The 21,096-nt window shown below is 71.5% G+C and carries 20 protein-coding genes; 7 read left to right on the plus strand and 13 right to left on the minus strand.

Annotated features, from left to right (window positions below):
• Positions 1-91 precede the first annotated feature (91 nt).
• Complete coding sequence (locus PCA76_RS27635) at positions 92-1,600, plus strand: glycosyltransferase family 39 protein (protein ID WP_272613371.1); 1,509 nt, start codon at positions 92-94, stop codon at positions 1,598-1,600.
• 39 nt (positions 1,601-1,639) lie between these two features.
• On the opposite strand, the gene PCA76_RS27640 is transcribed toward PCA76_RS27635, so the two are convergent.
• From PCA76_RS27640 to PCA76_RS27660, 5 genes are all read right to left on the minus strand, one after another.
• Positions 1,640-3,172: a glycosyltransferase family 39 protein gene (locus PCA76_RS27640; RefSeq protein WP_272613372.1), complete on the minus strand. Its 1,533-nt coding sequence runs from the start codon at positions 3,170-3,172 to the stop codon at positions 1,640-1,642.
• Positions 3,169-4,176: a glycoside hydrolase family 26 protein gene (locus PCA76_RS27645; protein WP_272613373.1), complete on the minus strand. Its 1,008-nt coding sequence runs from the start codon at positions 4,174-4,176 to the stop codon at positions 3,169-3,171. Before PCA76_RS27645 ends, PCA76_RS27640 begins: the two co-directional genes overlap by 4 nt.
• Positions 4,173-5,873, minus strand: a complete 1,701-nt coding sequence (locus tag PCA76_RS27650; protein WP_272613374.1) for a glycosyltransferase family 2 protein — start codon at positions 5,871-5,873, stop codon at positions 4,173-4,175. Before PCA76_RS27650 ends, PCA76_RS27645 begins: the two co-directional genes overlap by 4 nt.
• A gap of 221 nt (positions 5,874-6,094) precedes the next feature.
• Complete coding sequence (locus tag PCA76_RS27655; RefSeq protein ID WP_272619675.1) at positions 6,095-7,663, minus strand: PAS domain-containing sensor histidine kinase; 1,569 nt, start codon at positions 7,661-7,663, stop codon at positions 6,095-6,097.
• Positions 7,664-7,688: 25 nt separating this feature from the next.
• Complete coding sequence (locus PCA76_RS27660; RefSeq protein ID WP_272619677.1) at positions 7,689-8,720, minus strand: SIS domain-containing protein; 1,032 nt, start codon at positions 8,718-8,720, stop codon at positions 7,689-7,691.
• Positions 8,721-8,910: 190 nt separating this feature from the next.
• Here PCA76_RS27660 and PCA76_RS27665 point away from each other — a divergent pair, with 190 nt between their 5' ends.
• The gene (locus tag PCA76_RS27665; protein ID WP_272613375.1) at positions 8,911-10,746 is read left to right on the plus strand and encodes a tetratricopeptide repeat protein; all 1,836 of its coding nucleotides are present in this window, start codon (positions 8,911-8,913) and stop codon (positions 10,744-10,746) included.
• A 151-nt stretch (positions 10,747-10,897) separates the two neighbouring features.
• Here PCA76_RS27665 and PCA76_RS27670 read toward each other — a convergent pair whose 3' ends face one another.
• The gene (locus PCA76_RS27670) at positions 10,898-12,481 is read right to left on the minus strand and encodes an MDR family MFS transporter (RefSeq protein ID WP_272613376.1); all 1,584 of its coding nucleotides are present in this window, start codon (positions 12,479-12,481) and stop codon (positions 10,898-10,900) included.
• A gap of 112 nt (positions 12,482-12,593) precedes the next feature.
• Here PCA76_RS27670 and PCA76_RS27675 point away from each other — a divergent pair, with 112 nt between their 5' ends.
• On the plus strand, positions 12,594-13,175 hold the full coding sequence (locus tag PCA76_RS27675; protein ID WP_272613377.1) for a TetR/AcrR family transcriptional regulator: 582 nt from the start codon (positions 12,594-12,596) through the stop codon (positions 13,173-13,175).
• Here the strand turns inward: PCA76_RS27675 and PCA76_RS27680 are convergent.
• On the minus strand, positions 13,172-13,681 hold the full coding sequence (locus PCA76_RS27680) for a GNAT family N-acetyltransferase (RefSeq protein ID WP_272613378.1): 510 nt from the start codon (positions 13,679-13,681) through the stop codon (positions 13,172-13,174). The genes PCA76_RS27675 and PCA76_RS27680 overlap by 4 nt on opposite strands.
• A complete protein-coding gene (locus PCA76_RS27685) occupies positions 13,678-13,899 on the minus strand; it encodes a biotin/lipoyl-binding carrier protein (RefSeq protein ID WP_272619679.1) in 222 nt (73 codons plus the stop codon). Before PCA76_RS27685 ends, PCA76_RS27680 begins: the two co-directional genes overlap by 4 nt.
• A gap of 220 nt (positions 13,900-14,119) precedes the next feature.
• On the opposite strand from PCA76_RS27685, the gene PCA76_RS32910 reads away from it, so the two are divergent.
• A complete protein-coding gene (locus PCA76_RS32910; protein ID WP_372433306.1) occupies positions 14,120-14,194 on the plus strand; it encodes a 50S ribosomal protein bL37 in 75 nt (24 codons plus the stop codon).
• A gap of 123 nt (positions 14,195-14,317) precedes the next feature.
• Here the strand turns inward: PCA76_RS32910 and rsrA are convergent, their stop codons facing one another.
• The 5 genes from rsrA to PCA76_RS27715 all read right to left on the minus strand — a co-directional run bounded on the left by rsrA (position 14,318) and on the right by PCA76_RS27715 (position 17,686).
• Positions 14,318-14,605, minus strand: coding sequence for a mycothiol system anti-sigma-R factor (gene rsrA / locus PCA76_RS27695; RefSeq protein WP_272613380.1), 288 nt, complete (start codon positions 14,603-14,605; stop codon positions 14,318-14,320).
• A gap of 1 nt (position 14,606) precedes the next feature.
• The gene (locus PCA76_RS27700) at positions 14,607-15,434 is read right to left on the minus strand and encodes a sigma-70 family RNA polymerase sigma factor (protein WP_272613381.1); all 828 of its coding nucleotides are present in this window, start codon (positions 15,432-15,434) and stop codon (positions 14,607-14,609) included.
• A gap of 284 nt (positions 15,435-15,718) precedes the next feature.
• A complete protein-coding gene (locus PCA76_RS27705) occupies positions 15,719-16,336 on the minus strand; it encodes an alpha/beta hydrolase family protein (RefSeq protein WP_272613382.1) in 618 nt (205 codons plus the stop codon).
• Positions 16,337-16,386: 50 nt separating this feature from the next.
• Positions 16,387-16,779 (minus strand): WhiB family transcriptional regulator, encoded by a 393-nt coding sequence (locus PCA76_RS27710; RefSeq protein ID WP_272613383.1) that lies wholly within the window; start codon positions 16,777-16,779, stop codon positions 16,387-16,389.
• 196 nt (positions 16,780-16,975) lie between these two features.
• Positions 16,976-17,686: an SOS response-associated peptidase gene (locus PCA76_RS27715; protein WP_272613384.1), complete on the minus strand. Its 711-nt coding sequence runs from the start codon at positions 17,684-17,686 to the stop codon at positions 16,976-16,978.
• A gap of 103 nt (positions 17,687-17,789) precedes the next feature.
• Here PCA76_RS27715 and aroA point away from each other — a divergent pair, with 103 nt between their 5' ends.
• From aroA to hisN, 3 genes are all read left to right on the plus strand, one after another.
• On the plus strand, positions 17,790-19,091 hold the full coding sequence (aroA, locus tag PCA76_RS27720) for a 3-phosphoshikimate 1-carboxyvinyltransferase (RefSeq protein ID WP_272613385.1): 1,302 nt from the start codon (positions 17,790-17,792) through the stop codon (positions 19,089-19,091).
• Positions 19,092-19,212: 121 nt separating this feature from the next.
• Positions 19,213-20,223 carry a ribosome small subunit-dependent GTPase A gene (gene rsgA, locus PCA76_RS27725; RefSeq protein ID WP_272613386.1) on the plus strand — a complete coding sequence of 337 codons (1,011 nt, stop codon included), beginning with the start codon at positions 19,213-19,215 and terminating at the stop codon, positions 20,221-20,223.
• 28 nt (positions 20,224-20,251) lie between these two features.
• Positions 20,252-21,070, plus strand: a complete 819-nt coding sequence (gene hisN, locus PCA76_RS27730; protein WP_272613387.1) for a histidinol-phosphatase — start codon at positions 20,252-20,254, stop codon at positions 21,068-21,070.
• The last annotated feature ends 26 nt before the right edge of the window (positions 21,071-21,096 follow it).

Here is a 21,096-nt window from a genome sequence, read left to right on the forward strand (position 1 = left end):
CTGCCACACCCCATGGTGGCCGGCCAATGTCCGCGTGCCGGATCCCACATCACGGGCCGAGTTCTCGGCAGCACCGTGGGAGGCTCGGACCGTGGGCACGTTGTCCGAGCAGTCGACCAGGTCGGGGTGGGACCGCCTGCGCCGCGTGCCGGTCTGGCTCCCCCCGGCGCTGCTGACCCTGGCGGTGACCCTGACCGGGTTGGGCTCCGCCCAGCTCTGGCGCGACGAGCTGGCGACCTGGAGCGCGGCCACCCGGTCGCCCGACGACCTGGCCCGGTTGGCCGGCACCATCGACGCCGCCACTGGCCCGTACTACCTGCTGATGCACGTCTGGACCACGGTCGTCGGCGACTCCACGATCGCCCTCCGCGTGCCGGCCGTGCTGGCGATGACCGTGGCCGCCGGGTTGCTCGCCGTGCTCGGCGCGCGGCTCGTCGACCGGCGCGGCGGCCTCTTCGCCGGGCTGCTGTTCGCGGTGCTCCCCGGCACCTCCCGCTATGGGCAGGAAGCCCGCCCGTACGCCCTGGCCACCATGCTCGCGGTGCTCGCCACCCTGCTGCTGGTGACCGCGCTGCGCCGGCCGAGCTGGGCCCGTTGGGCCGGTTACGCCGCCGCCGTCGCCGCTCTCGGACTCGTCCACCTGATCGCGCTGACCCTGCTCGCCGCGCACGGGCTGGTCGTCCTGCTCGCCTGGTGGCGCGGCCCGGCCGCAGCCGGCATCGCCACCCCGGGCCACCCCACGGTCGAGCGGGACCGGCGGGTGTGGCGGTGGGTGGTCGCCGTGGTGCCGGTCGCGCTGCTGGCCGGTCCGCTGTTGCTGAAGGCGCGGACACAGCAGTCCCGGCAGTTGAACTGGGTCGGCCTGGCACGCCTGGACGACCTGACCGCGCTGCCCGGCGGCGTGGCCCAGAGCAGCGTGGTGGGCGGCCTGCTGGTCGGGGTCGCCGCGCTGGGCGCGGCCCGGCTCGGGCGGCGCGCCCTGCTGCCGGTGAGCGCGGTACTGCTGCCCGTGCTGCTGCTCTTCACCGTCGGTGCGGCCGTACCGCTGTGGGTGCCCCGGTACCTGGTCTTCGTGGTGCCCTTCGCGTGCCTGCTGGCGGGCGCCGCGCTGGCCGCCGTGGCCGCGCCGGCCGCGCTCGTCGTGGTCGTCCTGGCCGGGTTGCTCGGCCTGCCCGACCAGGCGGCGCTGCGGCGAACCCACGAGTGGCCACGCAGCGCGCCGGTGGACTACACGGGTGTGGCGCGGGTGATCGCCGACGGTCAGCGACCGGGCGACGCGGTGGTCTACTCGCCCCGGCACAGCTGGCTCTTCCTCGACCTCGGCATCGAGTACCACCTCGCCAACCCACCCAGGGACGTGCTGGTCACCGAGGACGAGGTCCGCCGGGGCGACCTGTGGGCCGCCGAGTGCCCCCAACCGGCACAGTGCCTGGCCGGCACGCCACGGGTGTGGCTCGTCGTCACCGGCCGGCACGCCGAGCCGCTGGGTGCCGTGCCGGGCGCCAAGGGCGACGCGCTACGCGCGGACTTCACCGTCACCCAGGTCTGGCAGCGGCCCGGCCTGACCGTCGCCCTGCTGACCAGCCGTCCCGGTCGCTGACTCGTCGCCCCGGGCGCCGTCTGACCACGCCCACCCCGGTCACGGCTTGCGTTCCAGCAGCACGACCCGGACCCGGTCGAACCGCTTGACCTCCTTGATCAGGAACTTCTGCCGCAGTAGCGCCTCCCGGGCCGGCGGCAAGCCGGCCAGGCTGTCGTTGAGGTGACCCGTCTCGACGAGCCAGATCCGTTTGGTGTCGCCGACGCAGACCACCGGGTCAGCGCACTCTCGGGCGGTCAGCCAACCGGTGTCCCGGGCCGGCACGGACGAGAAGACGTCCCGGGGGCGGAGTTGGTCACGCAGGCTGTAGTCGGTCGCTTTGCGGGCCACCTCGCCGGTGCCGCCGAACCCGTCGTTGTACGCCATACCGTCACCGGGCTGCACCCGCGACCCGAGATACCGGACGGCGTCCAGGTAGTGAGGTTGCCCGTCGGCCTCGTTGGACCGCACCTTCTCCTGCGCCGGCATCGTGTGCCAAGCCAACGTCGGCAGCAGGAGCAGCGCGCCCACCAACCCGGCGGCCGGAAGGCGGCTCCGAGTCACCAACCGCAGCGCCTGGCAAACCCCGAACGCGGCGAGCAGGGTCCAGGCCGGCACAGTGAAGAGGAAGTAGCGAGCCAGGAAGAGGTGCAGCCAGGTGAAGGTGAGATAGCCCGCGATCGGCGGCAGCACCGCCCAGACGGCCAGCATCAGCGCGGCCGGTCGCCGGCGCGACCCGGCCGTGGTCACCGCGACCACGGCGAGCGCCACCGTCACGACCAGGGCGGCCCTGGTGCCGGTCAGGTTGTCCAGTAAGCGCAGCACCGCGTCCCCGTCGTTCTTGACCCAGGAGATCTGCCCGGACTGCCGGCTGCCGAGCATCAGCAGGGGAAGGACGAACAGGCCGGCGATCCCGGTGGAGGCAGCCCACCGCCAGCGCAACTCCGCGCCGGGCACGGAGCGCCAGAGGTAGAGCAGATGGGCGGCCACCACCAGCAGCGCGACGAAGTGCAGCCAGCCGACCAGGACCAGCGCGATGCCGTACGCCCACCAGCGGGCTCGCGACGACTGGCCGATCGCTCGGAGGAGGAGCCAGGTCGCCGCGGTCGCCGCGAGCGTGACCAGTGCGTAGGAGCGGGCTTCCTGGGCGTACCGGGAGACGGTGGGGAGCAGGGCGAACAACAGCCCGGCCAGTACGCCGACCGGAGTGTCGAACAGCCGCCGCCCGATCAGCGCCACCAGCCCTGCGGTGAGCCCGATCGCGACCACCGAGGGCAGCCGCAGCGCGATGGCCGAATCGCCGGCCAGCGCGGTGACAGCCGACATGAACAGGTAGTAGAAGGCGTGCACCAGGTCGATGTTGCCGATCAGCATCCGGAACTGGTCGACCGACAGCGAGGTGGCGTGCCAGGTGACCAACTCGTCGTTCCACAGGTCCCTGGCACCGAGCCGCCACCAGCCGAGCCCCAGCGCGACGGCGACCGGCAGCAACGCCCACCAGCCGTCCCGGCGGCGGCCTCGAACGGTCGCGGTGGCAGCCGCGGTCTCCGCCGAGGTGGCCTGCCCAGTCCACTCGATGGCCGGGGCGGTCACTTCGCGGTCCGTACGTCGAAACCGAAGACCGCCGTGGCGGCGCCCCTCTTGTACGACCGGCGAGCAGCCGAATCCTTGTCGATGTTCCACTTCCCCGAGCCGTTGATGTTGAAGTAGGCGACGCCGATCATGTCCTTGCGTCGAGCGACGTTCGAGAGCAGGTCGGTGATCTGCGCCGGCCGACGCGTACTCGGCTCCGCACCGGTTTCCACGATCAGCAGCGGCCGCGAGGTGAACGTGCGGATCTCCCGGATGGTCGGTCCGAACAGACTGTCGAACGTCTTCTGCCCCTTGATGGTGTAGTAGCCGTCCATGCCGACCCAGTCGACGTACGCGTCACCCGGGTAGAGCGCCTTGATGCTCGTCTTTCGCAGGTAGTTGATGACGTTCGGGGTCCACGTCCAGATCACGTTGGTGGCGTCCTGCTGGGCGAAGATCTCGTGCAGGTGCCGCCAGGCGGCGACGTACTCCGCGGCCTTGTTTGCTTTCGTGCCCCACGAGTACCAGGGACCGTTCATCTCGTGGGCGAAGGTGAGCGCGATGGGCAGGTTCAGCATCCGGACCGACGCCGCGAACTCCTTGACGTACGCGTCGTGCTTACCGGCCGCGATGTCACGCATCGGGATGTTGAACGGCTCCCAGCGGATCACCGCCAGGGCGCCGTACTGATGCAGCTCGCGGACTTCGCTGGCGGCGAACTTGTCGTCAAAGCTCTCGAAGACGGCGACCAGGTTCGGCTTCTTGCCGGTCTCGGTGGCGAACGACGTGATCCGGTCCATCTCGGCACCACCCTGCACCGAAACGCCCAGGTACTTGCCCTTCGGGGATCGCAGCGCCGTGACGTCGTACGCGGGCGGCGCCTCAACCACGGCGGCGGGCCCACCGCCGTCCGGGGCTGCGAGGCTACTGGAGCTGACCCTGATGTCGACCGTACGCAGCACGGCGACCTCGGTGAGGGCCAGCGCGAAGATCACCAGGAAGGTGATCAGGTACTTGGTCTTCACCGCACGACCTCGACGTCCTTCTCAGGCTTGACCACTAGCGCCTGTCCGACGATGGCCAGGTAGAAGACGGCGCTGAGGAACGCCGGGGCGAAGATCAGCGGGTCAGGCTCGACGAACATTCGCCAGGCGGCAAGACCGGCCCAGACGACGCCGCTGCCGGCTGTCCAGACTCTCATTCCGGTCCAGAGTCGCTTGGTCTTGCTCTTCTTGGCGGTGCCGCCGGTGGGCTGCCAACCCATCCGCCGACCTCGGAGGATATCGATGATCGCGAAGGCATGCGCCCACCCGTAGATCATTTTTACCGTCCAGCTCTCCAGGCCGTACCGGGTCCGGTGCCAGAACGGGAAAATCACCATGTTGTAGATGACGCTGGGCAGGATCAGCAGATAGTTCGCCAGCGCGATCTCGTGCGCGAACGCGGTGAGCATCAGCACCGGGACGATCGGCGCGACGAAGGTGAACAGCCCCGTGTGCAGGTAGTAGCAGAAGCCGGAGATGTAGCTCAGCCGGGCACGCCAGCGCAGCTTCGTCGACCAGAACTTCTTCGACGCGAGCAGGCTCATCGAGCCGGCGCACCAGCGGTACTGCTGGGTGAAGAACGAGTCGACGTCGGACGGGCAGAGCCCAGCGGCCAGCACCACCGGGATGTAGCGCAGTTTCCAGCCCTTCATCCGCAGGTCGAAGCCAGTGTGCACGTCCTCGGAGTGCTCGATGAGGGTGGATCCGCCGATGGAGAACAGCGCGTCCCGCCGGTACATCGCACAGCTGCCGACGCAGATCGCGGAGTCGTGCGCCTGCCGGGAGACCTGAACCGAGCGGTAGAACAGTTCCTGCACCGCGCCGGCGCCGCGCTCCACCCAGGTCTGGCCCCGGTGTACCCGGAAGTACTGCGGCGACTGCACGATGCCGGCCTGCGGCTCGGCGTCGAACCAGGGCAGCATCTGGTCGAGCATGTCCCTGCGGGGGACGAAGTCGGCGTCGAGGACCAGGATGAAGTCGCTCATCGTGCGCTCGAACGCGTAGCGCATGTTGCCGGCCTTCTTGAACCAGCCCCGGTTGGGCCGGCGCTGGTAGACGAAGCCGAAGGCCAGTGCCGTCCGTTCCATCGCCTCGTTGGGCGAGTCGTCGAGCACGTAGACGGTCACGTCGCCCCGGTAGTATCCGCCCATCGCGCGGACGTGTTCCCAGGTGTTGCGCAGCACGTGCGGCGGCTCGCCGCAGACCGGCAGGAAGACGTCCACCGTCGGGTACCGGGACGGCTTCCAGCTGCGTACCAACTCCCGGTGCCGGGCCATGTCGAAGCCCGGCGTGAAGAGGTTCACGCAGAGCGAGATGACGTAGTAGGCGACGGTGAAGAGGAGCAGCGGGGCGAGCAGCCAGAGCAAGGGATCGAGCCGGACGAAGAGCAGCTGGCTGGCGATCAGGCAGCCGAAGCTGACCAGCGAGGGCAGCACCAGCGCGGGCATCCGCCGCTTGCGGTAGGAGACCATCTCCTCGTCGGTGGGGGGCAACGGCACCAGGGCGTACGCGGGACGGGTTGGCGTCTCGCCGACACGCCGCGGTGTCCACTTCGACAGGGCTGCCGGCACCCGGAATTCGGCGGTCTGCAGGGACGGAGCAGGCGGGGTGTCCGCCTCCGTTATAGGTGGCGAGGTCATCGCTTCGGTCTCCCCCGTTTCGACAAGCAGCAGGCTCATCCGGGGACAGCGGGCAGGCAATCGCCGATCGCGCCCGGGAAGCCGTGCACGGTAGCTGGACCGTGCCTGCCTGGTAGTTGAAAGGGGAAACTATTCAGCCGCTTTCAGCGTGTCAAAGCTCTGAAATCCGCATAAGCCGCAGTAGGCCTCGGACCGGCCCGTTGATCACCTCACATCGGCCTGAACGGACGGGCCGACCGGCCCGGAAAGCGGAAGGCCTATCAGCCCCTGGCCAGCGGGACCACCAGCACCGCCTCGGTGCCGCCGTTGGCACCGGCGCGCAGCTCGATGGTGCCGCGCAACTCACCGGTGACCAGTGCCCGGACGATCTGGAGGCCGAGCCGGCTGCCCCGTTCGGCGTCGAAGTCGGGCGGCAGCCCACGCCCGTTGTCCGTGACCGAGACGTGCAGCATCTTGCGGAACCGGTGCGCCGAGACCACCACCTCCGGGCGCACCGACGGGTCGACCTCGGGGACGACGGGCACCAGGCCCGGGGCGGCGGCGGGCACGGCGGCCTCGTCCGCCTCGTCGGCCGGCGGGAAGCCGTGCTCGACGGCGTTGAGCAGCAACTCGTTGAGGACCATCACCAGCGAGGTGGCGATCTCCGCCGGCAGCACGCCGAAGCTGCCCCGTCGGCGCATGCCGACGCTCACCTCGGTCGCCGCGACCTCGGTCGCCGCGCTGGCCACCCGGTCGACGATGCCGTCGAACTCGACCGCCTCGTCGCTGGACATGGAGAGCGTCTCGTGCACGAGGGCGATCGAGGCGACCCGGCGGACCGATTCCTCCAGCGCGACCCGCGCCTCGGGCATGGAGACCCGGCGGGCCTGCAACCGCAGCAGCGCGGCAACGGTCTGGAGGTTGTTCTTCACCCGGTGGTGGATCTCCCGGATGGTGGCGTCCTTGGTGATCAGTGCGCGGTCGCGACGGCGGACCTCGGTGATGTCCCGGACCAACACCAGCGCGCCGATCGGCACCCCGGCGGGCATCAGCGGCAGCGCCCGGGTGAGCATCGTGGCGCCGCGCGCGTCGATCTCCCGTCGGGGTGGCGCCTCACCGCGCAGCGCGGCCAGGATGCCGTTCGACGCCTCGGTGCCGTCCAACGGGTCGCCGGCCAGCCGGCGGTGCAGCGCGGCCAGGTCCTCCCCCACCAGGTGGGACGCGTAGCCCAGCCGCCGGTACGCGGACTGCGCGTTCGGGCTGGCGTAGGTGACCTTGCCGCCGGCGTCGAGCCGGACCAGACCGTCGCCAACCCGGGGCGCGGAGGTGGTCTCGCCCGGATGCCGCGGCGGCGGGAAGGTGCCGTCCGCGATCATCTGCGCCAGGTCGTCCGCCGTGGTCAGGTAGTTGAGCTCCAACTGACTGGGGGTACGCGCGGTGGAGAGGTTGGTGTCCCGGCCCACCACGGCGATCACCTCGCCGGCCTCGCCCTCGGCGGTCCGCAGACGAACCGGAATCGCCTCGTGCCGGGCGGGTACGTCGCCATACCAGACCGGGTCGCCCTCCCGCCAGATCCGGCCCTGGGAGTACGCCACCCCCAGGTGGGCCACCTCCGGCCCGCCGACGATCCGCCCCACCTGGTCGTCCTGGTACGCGGTGGGCGCGGTGGTCGGGCGGACCTGGGCGACGCAGAGGAACGTGCCGTCGGCGTCGACCGGCACCCAGAGCAGCAGGTCGGCGAAGGACAGATCGGAGAGCAGTTGCCAGTCGCCGGCGATCCGGTGCAGGTGGTCGATGTCGGCCGGACGGAGGTGGGTGTGCTCCTCGGCGAGGTCGCGCAGCGTGGACACGGTGACCAGGGTGCCACGCCGCACCTCACATCGTCGCGGTGACCTTCTTCAACCCGCGTGGCGCGTCCGGGTCCTCACCTCGGGTGAGCGCCAGGGCCAGCGCCAACCGCTGCAACGGCAGGATGTCCAGCAGCGGGGCGTACCGCTCGTCGACCTCGGGGACGGCGAGCCGGGTGGCGCCCGGCACGTCGGCGGAGCCGACCACCACGACGTCGGCGCGGCGTTCGCCGAGGCGGGGCAGCACCTCGCCCATGGACCGTCCACCTGGACCTGAGCCGACCACGGCGAGCACCGGGACCTCGGGGTCGGTCATCGCGAGCGGGCCGTGCAGCAGGTCGGCGCCGGAGAACGCGAGCGCCGGCAGGTACGAGGTCTCCATCAGCTTCAGCGCGGCCTCCCGTGCGGTCGGGTAGGCGTACCCCCGGCCGGTGGTGACCAGCTGACGAGCGAACCGGTAGCGCGGTGCGAGCTGGGCCGGGGTGTCGTCGGCCAGGGTGCGGGCGGCCAGCTCGGGCAGCGCGTCGAGCGCCTCCCGTTCGGCCGCCGGGAGCACACCGTCGCCGGCCCGGATCCCCTCCACCAGCATCAGCAGGGCGAGCAGCTCGGCGGTGTACGTCTTGGTGGCGGCCACCGCCCGCTCGTGCCCGGCGGCGATGTCGACGCTCAGCTCGGCCACCTCGTCCAGCGGGGAACCGGGCGCGTTGGTCACCGCGAGGGTCAGCGCCCCGGAGGCGCGGGCGGCGCGCAGCACCTCGGCCAGGTCGGGCGAGCCGCCGCTCTGGCTGACCCCGACGACCAGCGCGTCGGACAGGTCGGGGCGGGCCCCGAACAGGGTGACCACGCTGGGCGAGGCGAGCCCGGCGGGCAGGCCGAGCCGGATCTCGGTCAGGTACGCCCCGTAGAGGGCCGCGTGGTCGGAGGTGCCCCGGGCGGTGAAGACCACGTGCCGCGGGCGGCGTTCGGCGATGACCGCCGCCACCCGAGCGATCTCAGCGGCGTTGGCGGCGGAGAGCAGGCGTGCGTAGCCAGCCGGCTGCTCGTCGATGTCGGCGGCCATGCCAGCCCCTGCACGTGTCACGGAAACTCCTCCTCTTGCGCGATTACCGCGCGGTTCCTGCTCAGTCTTGCACCTTTGAACGCGTCTGAGCAATCGAACGAGCAGGAGTGCGCAGATGATCACCAAGTGATCTCAATATCAACTACGCTTGCGCCGCTGCACACGGTCTAGCCCGCGACGAGAGGACGACGTGCCCGAGGGAACGGACGACCCCGCGCTCTCCGCGACGGAGGAGCTGGCGCTGGCCCGGCTGGCACTCGACGAGGGCGACCTGCACCACGCCGCCGGCCACCTCGCCGGCGCGCTGGCGCGGGCACCCACCCTCCCGGAGGTGCACGAGACGTTGGCCCGGCTCGCCGCGACGAGCGGCGGTGGCCTCGACCTCTTCCCCATCAACCACCACACCTTCGTGGGGGCGGTCGTCGCCCGCGCGCACCTGCTCGCCACCGCCGGCCGGCCCGCCGAAGGGCTGGAGCTACTGGCCGCAGCGACCGCGTACGCGCCCGGCACCCAGTGGGCCGGCGTTCCGTGGGTCACCGCGCCCGAGTTGGCCGAACGGCTGGACCCGGAGCACATCGCCCGCGTCCTCATGCAGGTCTGCGCCGCGCTGCCCGACCCCGTGCCGCGGCTCGGCCGGGGCGCCCTGACGCCGTACCTCACGCTGGCCCGCAACGCGGTCACCATCCACACCGAGCACGGTCTGCTGCTGGGCGCGGCGTCCGCGCTGGCCCGGCGTCTCGGCGAGGTCGCGCTGGCGGTCCGCTGGGCCACCCGAGGGGTACGCGCACAACCCTCGAAGATGGGCGAGGTGTGGCTCGGGTACGCGTACCGCAGCGCGGGCCGGACCCGCGACGGCCTCGCGGCCCTCGGTCGGGCCGTCAAGCTGGACCCGGACGACCTGGCGATCTACGCGGACATCGCCGGCACCCTGGCCGAGATCGGCCGGCTGGACGAGGCGCTGGAGTGGACCGAGCGGGCGCTGGCCCGCGACCCGTCGTTCGACTGCGCGGTGCACACCGCCCACCGCCTGCGGCACCTGCGCGACGGCGACCTGACCCACCTGGTCGCGCTCGCCGACTTCGTCCGTGACCACCCCGACGACAGCCACGAGCACGGCGACCTGGCCCAGTGCTGCCGAGGCCGACCCTGGCTCGGCCAACTGACCCCGGCCGCCGGTCCCCTTGTCGACGCGATGCGCCAGGCGGTAGCCGACGACGACAACGGTCTCGGCAGCGCCGTACGCCTGCCCGCCGCCGCACCGCCGAGCGCCGTCCGGACGGCGACGTCCACCGCCCCCGGGCTGCGGATCGAAGTCGTCGGTGCGCTCGATCCGGACCCGCGCGAGCCCCGACGGGCATCCGCCCAGCGGTTGTGGCACTACGCGGACGACGTCCCCACACCCGCGCTGCCGGCACCCTCGGCTACGGCGGTCGAACGGATCGGGCAGGTCGCACACCCGGCGTGGCCACACCCACCGGCGGCGTACGACGCGGCGGTGGGCCTGGCCGGCCTCGACGTGGCGGACCTGCTCGGCCTGCTGGTGCACCCGCCGGCCGCGCCAGCCAACGCGGTGGGTCGGCTGCTGGCCGCCCACGACCCGTCGGTCTGGGTCCGTGGCGTGCAGGTGTGGGCCTGCCTGGGGCTGTTACACCACCGCACCGACGAGCCGTGGGAGGGCTCGACGCGGCGACGCGTGCTGCTCGATCTGATCTGGGGCGTCGAGGACTGGGTCACCGAGGCAGCGCTGTTCGCACTGGTCACCGCCGCCTGGGTGGATCCTCCGGTACGGCCGGACGTGGCGCGGGTGGTGGCGGAACGGCTCGCCGACGCGGCCGCGGTGGCTCGGGACCGACCGGTCCCGATCGCAGCCTCGCTGGCCCACCTGGCCCTCGCGGCCCCGGAGCTGGACCCGGCAACCGCAGCCCTGGCCACCGAACTGCTCGGCGCACGATCCCCCCAACTCCCCCGCCCCCGAAACCCCCTACGCCGCCTCTGGCACCGCCTAACCAGCCCCCGCAACCCCTAACCCCACCCCCCACACCCCCGCGATCTTGCGCTTGCTGTCGCTGGTTTGTCGGGAACGGGGCTTATGTCGGGGCACAAAGTGCAAGATCGCGGGGTAAGGCGCGCCGCGCCGGCCCGTCAGGGCTGGCGCGGCGCGGGGGAAGGGTTGTGGGTCAGGCCACCGGGGCCTTGCGGAGGGCTACCTCGGCTTGCTCCTCGGGGGTGGCCTGCGGCGGTGCCTCGTTCACGGTGCGCAGCGGGATCTCCTTGATGAACCAGGCGAGCACCGGGATCGCGATGGTGAACAGCACCGCCCAGAGGAAGACGTGCGAGATTGAATCGGCGAGACCACCGAGCACCAGCTCGCGTGCCTGGGCGGGCAGTTCCTTGAGCTTCTCCAGGTCCATCTCGCCGCCGGACTCGCCGCCGAAGGCCCCGCCAGCGGCGGAGTCGGCCAACCGGTTGGCGAAGATCGCGCCGAACAGCGAGATGCCGAACGAGCCGCCGATCGACCGGAAGAAGGTCGCCGCGCCACTGGCCGCGCCCAGGTCCTTCTGCTCCACGCTGTTCTGCGCGATCAGCATCGACGTCTGCATGAGGAAGCCCATACCGACGCCGAGCACGACCATGTACAGCGAGGACATCAGCTTGCTGGTGTCGGTGTCGAGCATGGACAGCAGCGCCATGCCCGCGGTCATCACCACGCCACCGATGATCGGGTACGCCCGGTACCTGCCGTTCCTGGTGATCGCCCGGCCGATGACCAGCGAGACGACCAGCATGCCAAACATCAGGGGCAGCAGCAGCAGACCACTGTTGGTCGCCGACGCCCCCTGCACGGTCTGCTGGTAGAGCGGTAGGAAGTTCATGGCACCGAACATCGCGAAGCCGAGCAGGAAGCCGATCACGGAGATCAGCGCGAAGTTGCGGTTGGCGAAGAGCGCCAACGGGAGGATCGGCTCCTGGACGCGGCGCTCCACCACGCCGAACGCCACCAACGCGAGGACGGCCAGTACGGCCAGGCCGAGGATCTGCGGCGACGTCCAGTCGTACTCGTTGCCACCCCAGGTGGTGATGAGCACGATCGCGGTGATGCCGACCGAGAGCAGCCCGGCGCCGAGCCAGTCGATCCGGTGCTCGGTGCGGTACTTCGGCAGGTGCATCGTGGTGATCAACACGAGCAGCGCGACCCCACCCAGCGGCAGGTTCACGTAGAACGCCCACCGCCACGAGAGGTGGTCCGTGATGAAGCCACCGGCCAGCGGGCCGGCGACCATGGCGATGGCCATGATGCCGGCGATCATGCCCTGGTAGCGCCCGCGCTCGCGGGGCGGAACCAGGTCACCGATGATCGCCATCACGCCGACCATGAGGCCACCGGCACCGAGGCCCTGCACGGCCCGGAACGCGATGAGCTGGACCATGCCGTCCTGTGGGCCGCCGAGCATCGCGGAGCCGGCCATGCCACAGAGGGCGGAGCCGACGAGGAAGACGACGACCGAGGTCAGGAAGACCGACTTGCGGCCGTAGAGGTCACCGAGCTTGCCCCAGATCGGGGTGGAGACGGTGGTGCCCAGGACGTACGCGGTAACCACCCAGGTGAAGTGGTTGAGGCCGCCGAACTCGCCCACGATCCGCGGTAGCGCGGTGCTGACGATCATGTTGTCGAGCATCGCGAGCATCATCGCGATCATCAGCCCGAACAGCACGACCCGTATGTTGTTGGGTCGCACGCCGGTCTGCGTTGCCTGAGTCATGGGTAAGCTCCCCCCGAGGAATGCCGTACTTACTTGCCGCCCGGCTAGTCACCTTACTAGCCGCACGGTAAGTTGGGTGTCAAGCAACGGTCAAGCCATTTGGGGGGCGTGGGTGAGGGAGAGCACAGGCGGGACGCGGGACCGGATCAAGGCCGTCGCGCTCGAGCTCTTCACCGAGCAGGGATACGAGAAGACCTCGCTCCGGGAGATCGCCGAGCGCCTCAATGTCACCAAGGCTGCGCTCTACTACCACTTCAAGAGCAAGGACGACATCGTCGCCAGCTTCGTCGAGGAGCGACTGGAGCGGATGGACACGCTGAACGCCTGGGCCGCGACGCAGCCGGCCACCCTGGCTACCCGGCGCGAGCTGATCTCCCGATACGCCGACACGATGTTCGACGGCACGCAGCCGTCGGTGATGCGCTTCTTCGAGCAGAACCAGACCGCGCTCAAGAGCCTCACGGCCGGCCAACAGATGCGCGGTCGGATGATGGAGCTGGCCAACGCGCTCTGCCGGGGCGATGACTCCCCCTCCGCCCAACTCCGCGCCGCGCTGTCACTGTTCGCGGTGCACAGCAGCTGGTTCGCGGTCCGCGCGCCGCACATCACCGACGACGAACGCCGCAAGATCGCTCTGGATGTGGCCGACGAGTTGCTGGCCGCCATCGGCACGGAGCCCGACAAGAAGCTTTAGCCGCGCGTCAGATCCAGTCGTAGGCCGAGCAGGTCCACGCCCGTCAGCGGCGACCAGTCCTTCTCCGGCGAGCGAACGAACCCGAGCCGCGCGTAGAGCCGGTGCGCCGAATCGGCCATCCCGGCCCGGACGCAGATCACCACCGCCGTGCAACCCAGCTCGGCGGCGCGGTCGACGCACGCCCCGGCCAGCGCGGCACCGACACCCCGCCCCTGAGCACCCGGGTCGACCGCGAGCATCCGGAACTCTGCCTCGCCCGGCCCGGCCAGCTCGGCGAACGGGGTGCCCGGCAGCACGAAGGTCACCGAGCCGAGCACCGCGTCGGTCACCTCGTCGACCGCGACAAGCACGTCGCCGCTGGACGCCCGGGTCGACACGTCGGCCAGCACGTCGCCGTACCCGTGTTCGCCCTTGAGCTGGCCGTCCGCCTCGTACGCGGCCACGGTCAGCCGGGCCACCGCCGGAAAGTCGCCCGGCTCAGCGCGACGGACCCGCAACCCGGTCAACCGATCACCGCGATCAGGTCACCGTCCTGCACGACGTCACCCTCGTTGACGACGAGCTGCTCGATCACACCATCGGACTCGGCGATGACCGGGATCTCCATCTTCATCGACTCGAGGATCACCAGGGTGTCGCCCTCGGCCACGGTGTCACCGGCCGTAGCGACAACCTTCCAGACGTTCGCCACCATCTCGGCGCGGATCTCCTCGGCCATGTCCAGGCCCTCCCTTTTCGCGATGTGCCTGCCGACGTATCCAATCATGCGACGGCCGGCCGTGGGCGCGCAGCGGCCTGGCAGGGATGGCGCGACCGCCCTGGGGAAGGCGGCGGGTGTCGGCCGCACTACCATCAGCGGGTCGGACCCGATGCCGGGCCGCCGGTGGGTACACCGGCGCCGAGGTCGTGGGCAGACGGATCCGACCCATCACGAGGAGGTCAGCATGGCGAAGAAGTCCCGGAAGAAGAAGGCCCGCAAGAAGAACGCCGCGAACCACGGCAAGCGTCCCAACTCCTGAACGGGTCGACGGGCCGGCGGCCCGTCACCGATCAGCCCGACCCGGCCGACGCCGGGTACACCGGTGGCCCGGGTCGACATCGACCCGGGCCACCGGTCTCTGGTCCGTCAGATGGGCCGACGCTCAGTCGGCCAGCTCGCGGGAATCGCTGGTCTCGAAGACCACCAGCTCGGTGAGCTTGATCCGCAGCCGCTCGCGCAGCTCGTCCGGCGCGGTCTCGTTGCCGCAGCAACGCGCCACCAACGCCCGCACCTCCTGCTCGAGCCCGTACTCGCGCAGGCAGGGCCCGCACTCGTCCAGGTGGTGCCGGATCAGTGAGCGCCGCTCGTCGGCGCACTCCAGATCCAGGTAGAGGTAGACCTCCGCGAGCACTTCGCGGCAATCCGTCTCGTGCGGCTCCCCACAGCTCACGTCAGACCTCCCGACCGGCAGCGGCGGCAGTCGAGCCCTTCGATGAGCGGGCCGCACTGAAGCCCCGCTCCCCGGCGTAGCGCTCGAGCAACTTGCGCAGATTACGACGGCCCCGGTGCAGACGCGACATCACGGTGCCGATCGGCGTGCCCATGATGTCGGCGACCTCCTTGTAGGAGAAGCCCTCGACATCGGTGAGGTAGACGGCCAGGCGGAACTCCTCCGGCAACTGCTGGAGGGCCTCCTTGACGTCGCTGTCCGGCAGCCGGTCCAGCGCCTCGGTCTCGGCGGAGCGCAGCCCACTGGAGGTGTGCGACTCGGCCTCGGCGAGCTGCCAGTCGGTGATCTCCTCGGTGGGCGCCTGGATCGGCTGGCGCTGCCGCTTGCGGTAGGAGTTGATGTAGGTGTTGGTCAGGATCCGGTAGAGCCAGGCCTTCAGGTTCGTGCCCTGCTCAAACTGGTGGAAGGCCGCGTACGCCTTCAGGTACGTCTCCTGGACCAGGTCCTCGGCATCCGCCGGGTTGCGCGTCATTCGCAGCCCAGCAGCGTAGAGCTGATCGACGAATGGCATCGCGTCCCGCTCGAAACGGGCCCTGCGCTCGTCCGTCTTCTCGGTGGTCAACCGCACATCCCCTCGCGTCGGATGCTTTCCCGCCGAGGATACGCGCACGGACCTGCCCGCAGATTCACTTCCGGCCGGTGTGCCCGTACTCACCGCACCCAACCCGCCCGGTCCTGCCGTCGCGGGCCACTCCGGGCCATCCAGCAGCTGCTGCAGCTGCCGGGCGTCCCGCTCGTCCCGTTCCAGGCTTCGTGTCTCGGTCGGCACCGGTCACCCCCCTCGCAGAAAAGTCGTCCGGGGGCTGTAACGCGAGATGCCCACTGAGGCATTCCGGCCGGCCCTCCCGTTCCTGGTCCCGGCCCCGACGGCGGCCGGCGCTGGGACCAGGAAGGGCCTGGGAGGACTGGCACCGCCTGTCCGGATCGGGCCGGCGGCACCATCGGATGCAACGACCCGCGCCCGGCACCGGAAACGGTCGCCCGGGCGAGCCGGTCAGTCCACGGCGCCGAGCCGCGCTGGGCCGAGTGCGCCGGCGAGCGGCCGCGACGGAATCAGTCGGCCACCCAGCCCTGGGCGTGCAGCCAGTCCCGCACGACGGCTGCGGTGCCGGCCGGATCCCGCCGCAGGTCGTGCGTCTCCCCCGGACGGATCACCACCTGCACGGGCGGCCTCGCCTCCGGCGTACCGAACGGGTCCCGGTCGCCGTTGACGACCAGTGTCGGCAGTCCGGTGTCCAGTTCGGCGGCCCGCGAGCGCTCCGGCCGCCCGGGCGGATGCAGCGGAAAGGCCAACGCGACGACGCCGGCCGCGCCCACCGCACGGGCGGTCCGACAGGCCACCCGCGCACCGCTGGAACGACCACCGACCAGCACCGTCGGCACGTCGGAGTGCCTGTCACACAGCGCGGCCAGCACCGCCGTCCAGGCCTCGTCGAGGTGACCTGCCGGTGCCGGCGCACGTCGACCGGCGACCCGGTAGGGCTGGGTCACCCGGACCACCGCCAGGCCGGCCGCGATCGACGCGTCCCGAACCGCGAGCAGGTCCGGGGCGTCGACGCTGCCGCCCGCTCCGTGCCCGAGCACGAGCAGAGCGGTGGCCGGGCGGGCCGGCAGGTCGGTGTCGATCCGCGCCAGACCGCGCGGGGTGTCGATGTCGTCGCTGGGCAGCACCGACCCATTCTCGCCGCCTGACCGGCGATGGGTGCGGACCGGGCCGCTGATCAGCTCAGCGGGACCAGCGTGAGTAGGCGATCCCGCACCGGCGGGCCGGCGTCGTCGACGGCGTCCGGGTCAGGTTCGACCTCGCCCCGCCAGGCGACCAGCATCGCCCGCCGCTCGCGGGGCGTGGTGGCACCCCACACGCCATGGCAGTCACCGACGTCGAGGGCCCAGGCCAGGCAGGACCCCTGCACGTCACAACCGCGGCACAGCGCGACGGCGGCGTCTGCCGGCTCGTTCGGTGCCGGAAAGAACGTCTCCGGATCGACGCTCTGACAGGTGCCTCTGGTGCGCCACGCGTCGTCTTCTCGCCGCTCCCGCACGGCCCGCAGCAGTCGCGGATCTCGCCGCGCCGCTGCCACCTCGTGCGGACGGGGCATACGCGCCCGTGTCATCCACCCACCTCCCCCGTGGGACCGGCAAGATCGGTGGACGTCGTCCGCCCCGTGCGAATCGACAGCCACTACCGGCGCTGTGTTCTATCGCACTTCACGACATCGGGACAAGGGTCTGCCGGGAACATGACTGAATAGCCAGGAGACGAATCGCGTGCAACCCTGGCAAATCGGCGCACGACGATGCAGGTCGGTCTCAGAACAGGGTCAACTCCTGCGGTGTCACCGTCGGCGCTACCGACACCCGGGCGGTCAGTTCCGGCCCGTCGTTACGAACGTCGCCCACCGCCGCCCCCACCGGGCGGATCTCCAACCCACCCAGCCACTCCGCCGAAGCCGGGGTGAGCAACAGTTCCGGCTCGTCGGTCGGCGCCAGCCACGACGACCAACGCTCGGGCGGCAGCAGCACCGGCATCCGGTCGTGCACCTCGGCCAGGTCGCCGAGCGCCTCGGTGGTCAGCACGCTGAAGGTGAGCCGGGAATCGGTGCCGGATTCCCAGACCGACCAGATGCCGGCCAGGGCGAGCACCGAGCCGTCGCTGGGGGTCATGAAATATGCCTGTCGCCCGCCGTCGGGCTGACGGACCCACTCGTACCAGCCGTCGGCCGGGACGAGGCAACGGCGACGGGAGAACGACCCGGAGTACGCCCGACTGGTGGCCACCGTCTCCGCCCGCGCATTGATCATGCGGGCGGCCCCGGCGGCCGACCGGGACCAGTGCGGCAGCAGACCCCAGCGACCGACACAGAGGCTCCGATGCCCCTCCGGGCTGACCCGGACCAGCGGCACCGGGTCGGTCGGCGCGACGTTGTGATCAGGTCGGACCAGGCCATCGGTGTCGTCGGACGACTCGAACAGCGCGCTCAGCTCGCCGGAGCTGCGGGTCGTCGCGTACCTGCCGCACATGGGGCACACGCTAACGCGTCGGAGACCCCGTCGGCTGTCCCGCCAACCGGGAGTACGACCGCCGGTTCCCGCCGCCCGCCGGCTGACACGGCAGAATGTAACCGTGGGGAACCTGACCGCGACCCGGCCGCCGCAGCCGTGGACCGCACCGACCGCGTCCGACCCGGTGGCGGCGACGCTGCGCCTACCCGGTTCCAAATCGATGACCGCGCGTGCCCTGGTGCTCAGCGCGCTGGCCGCCGGCCCGTCGACGCTCGCCGGGCCGCTACGCGCCCGCGACACCGAGCTGATGGCCGCCGGCCTGCGGGCCATGGGCGCACACGTGTCGATCAGCGACGACGAGCGCTGGCTGGTCCGGCCGCACCCGCTGGTCGGCCCCGCGCACGTGGACGTGGGGCTGGCCGGCACGGTGATGCGGTTCGTGCCGCCGGTGGCCGGGCTCGCCGACGGGCAGGTCACCTTCGACGGCGACCCGCACGCCCGCACCCGGCCGCTCGGCCCGCTGATCGGTGCGCTGCGCTCGCTGGGCGTCCGGATCGACGTCACCGGCGGCGGCAGCCTGCCGCTGACCGTGTTCGGCACCGGCCGGGTGACCGGCGGCGAGGTCGTGATCGACGCGTCCGCGTCCAGCCAGCTCGTCTCCGGGCTGCTGCTGGCCGCCCCGCGCTTCGACCGGGGCGTCGTGGTGCGGCACGTCGGCCCGCCGGTGCCCTCCGCGCCGCATCTTCGGATGACGGTGCGGATGCTGCGTGCCGCCGGCGCGGCCGTCGACGACACCACCCCCGACGTGTGGACCGTCGAGCCCGGCCCGCTCACCGGGCGCGGCTGGGAGATCGAACCAGACCTCTCCGGCGCGGTGCCGTTCTTCGCCGCCGCCCTGGTCACCGGCGGCGAGGTGACCCTGCAAGGCTGGCCACACAGCAGCGCGCAGCCGGTCGAGCAACTCCGCTCGCTGCTGCAACGGATGGGCGGCGAGGTCACCCTCTCCACCAGTGGGCTGACCGTCCGGGGCACCGGCGTGGTGCACGGCCTGACCGCCGACCTCTCCGACGTCAGCGAGCTGACCCCGGCGCTGACCGCACTGGCCATGCTGGCCGACTCGCCGTCGGTCTTCACCGGCATCGGGCACATCCGTGGCCACGAGACCGACCGGCTGACCGCGCTCGCGCGCGAGTTCACCGCACTCGGGGCGGACGTCAGCGAGGCGCCGGACGGGCTTGAGATCCGGCCCCGACCGCTGCGCGGTGGCATGTTCCGCACCTACCACGACCACCGGATGGCGCATGCCGCCGCGGTGGCCGGGCTCGCCGTCCCCGGCATCGACGTGGACGACGTGGGGTGTACCTCGAAGACCATGCCCGAGTTCCCGGCACTATGGTCAGCGATGGTGACCGGCAAGAGCTGACGCGAGAAGAGGACAGGTCCTGGCGACCAAACGGCGGGAGTACGACGAGGACGACGTACGGGTCCGACCCGGGAAGTCGTCGCGCCCACGTACGCGCACCCGCCCCCAGCACGCCGACGCCGTGGACGGCTTCGTCATCGCCGTCGACCGGGGGCGCTACACCTGCGTACTGGCCGGGGCCGAGCGCGGCGTGGTCGGGGCCGAACTGCCCACGGTCACCGCGATGCGGGCCCGCGAGCTGGGCCGCAAGTCGGTGGTGGTGGGCGACCGGGTCAGCCTGGTCGGCGACACGTCCGGCGCGGAGGGCGCCCTCGCCCGTATCGTCCGGATCGCCGAGCGCCGCTCGGTGCTGCGCCGCACCGCCGACGACGACGAGACCACCGCCGAGGGTCGGCTGGAACGGGTGGTGGTGGCCAACGCCGACCAGTTGGTGATCGTCAGCGCGCTGGCCGATCCGCCGCCGCGCACCGGGTTCATCGACCGCTGCCTGGTGGCCGCGTACGACGCGGACGTCGAGCCGCTGCTCTGCCTCACCAAGGCCGACCTGGCCGGGCCGGAGGAGGTGCTGGGCTACTACACCGAGTTGGAGCTGCCGTACGTGCTGAACCGCCCCGACGCCGACCTGGGCGCGCTGCGCGCACTGCTCGGAGGCCGGGTCTCGGTGCTGGTCGGGCACTCCGGGGTGGGCAAGTCGACGCTGGTCAACCGCCTCGTCCCGGACGCGCTGCGCGCGGTCGGCGTGGTCAGCGCCATCGGCCGTGGCCGGCACACCTCCACCAGCGCGGTGGCGCTGCGGCTGCCACCGGTGCCCGGCGTCGACACCGACCCGGGTTGGATCATCGACACCCCCGGGATCCGCAGCTTCGGGCTGGCGCACGTCTCGGCCGACAGCCTGCTGCACGGCTTTCCGGACCTGGTCGAGGGCACCGTCGACTGCCCGCCCAACTGCCAGCACACGGCCGACGAGGCCGACTGCGGGCTGGACGCCTGGGTGGCTGCCGGCAAGGCCGACCCGCGCCGGCTGGCCTCGTACCGCCGGCTGCTCGCCTCCCGCGCCGGCGAGGGTGACTCGCGCGGCGAGAGCGACCAGCGCGGGCCCGGCGAAGGTGACCGGCGCGGGCCCGACGAGTGAGCCGACGGGCGTGGGCTAGGTTGCCGGCATGACCGGGTACGCCGACGACCTCGCCCTCGCCCACCTGCTCGCCGACCGGGCGGACGCCATCGCCACGGCCCGGTTCCGCGCGCTCGACCTGCGCGTCGAGTCGAAGCCCGACCTGACGCCGGTCTCGGACGCGGACACCGCCGTGGAGCGGGAGATTCGCGCCCTGCTGGCCGAGCACCGGCCGGCCGATGGGCTGCTCGGTGAGGAGTACGGCGCGCAGCCGTCCGCCGACCCGAACGGCCGCCGGTGGATCATCGACCCGATCGACGGCACCAAGAACTTCGTCCGTGGCGTTCCGATCTGGGCCACCCTGATCGCGCTCTACGACGGCGACCGGCCGGCGGTCGGCGTGGTGTCCGCCCCGGCGCTCGGACGACGCTGGTGGGCGAGCGCGGGCGCGGGCGCGTACGCCGGACCGGGCCCCGCCGCCGGCGAGCGGATCGGGGTGTCCGCGGTGCGCCGGATCGCGGACGCCAGCTTCTGCTACTCGTCCCTCAACGGCTGGGAGAGCGCAGGGCGGCTCGACGCGGTGCTCGACCTGATGCGGGCCAGTTGGCGCAGCCGGGCGTACGGGGACTTCTACGGCTACGTGCTGTTGGCCGAGGGGGCACTGGACGTGATGGTCGAGCCGGAGTTGTCACTGTGGGACGTGGCAGCACTGGTGCCGATCATCACCGAGGCGGGTGGCACGGTCACGGATCTGTTCGGCCAACCGGCCCCGGCTGGCGCCCCGGGCACCGACAGCAGCGTGGTGGCCACCAACGGTGTGCTGCACGCCGACATCCTCGCCCGCCTCGATCGACCAGCCGAGCGCTGACCCCCGGCAACCTCTATCCTCGCCAG

Origin of the sequence: Micromonospora sp. LH3U1, from assembly GCF_028475105.1 — a bacterium.
Lineage (GTDB): Bacteria > Actinomycetota > Actinomycetes > Mycobacteriales > Micromonosporaceae > Micromonospora.

Coding starts and splice junctions, on each gene's coding strand:
- PCA76_RS27660 (WP_272619677.1), bottom strand. CDS start 8,720: ATGGCCGCCGACATCGACGAGCAGCCGGCTGGCTACGCACGCCTGCTC.
- PCA76_RS27715 (WP_272613384.1), bottom strand. CDS start 17,686: ATGTGCGGCAGGTACGCGACGACCCGCAGCTCCGGCGAGCTGAGCGCG.
- PCA76_RS27710 (WP_272613383.1), bottom strand. CDS start 16,779: ATGACACGGGCGCGTATGCCCCGTCCGCACGAGGTGGCAGCGGCGCGG.
- PCA76_RS27650 (WP_272613374.1), bottom strand. CDS start 5,873: ATGAGCCTGCTGCTTGTCGAAACGGGGGAGACCGAAGCGATGACCTCG.
- PCA76_RS27670 (WP_272613376.1), bottom strand. CDS start 12,481: ATGACTCAGGCAACGCAGACCGGCGTGCGACCCAACAACATACGGGTC.
- hisN (WP_272613387.1), top strand. CDS start 20,252: ATGACCGGGTACGCCGACGACCTCGCCCTCGCCCACCTGCTCGCCGAC.